Source organism: Bradyrhizobium sp. Kon56 (assembly GCF_055807635.1).
Genome location: NZ_JBVVOU010000535.1, coordinates 1 through 251, shown reverse-complemented (window position 1 = coordinate 251; position 251 = coordinate 1). Strand labels below are relative to the sequence as shown.

The 251-nt window shown below is 67.3% G+C and carries 1 pseudogene; it reads left to right on the top strand.

Annotated elements, in window-relative coordinates:
* Positions 1 to 251: pseudogene (locus tag AC0L3B_RS39955) on the top strand (heavy metal translocating P-type ATPase); the annotation flags it as partial.

Sequence of the window (251 nt, the reverse complement as noted above, 5' to 3'; positions counted from 1 at the left end):
GGCGTTGCTCACCCTGGTGGGCTGGTGGCTGTACGGCGCGCCCCTGGAGAGCGCAATCATCAATGCGGTCGCGGTACTGGTGATCGCCTGCCCCTGTGCCCTGGGCCTGGCGACGCCGACTGCAATCATGGCCGGCACCGGCGTTGCCGCGCGCCATGGCATTCTGATCAAGGATGCCGAAGCCCTGGAACATGCCCAGGGGGTGAGCGACGCCAGAACCAGCACGGCCGGGACGAATACCTGGCTGACCT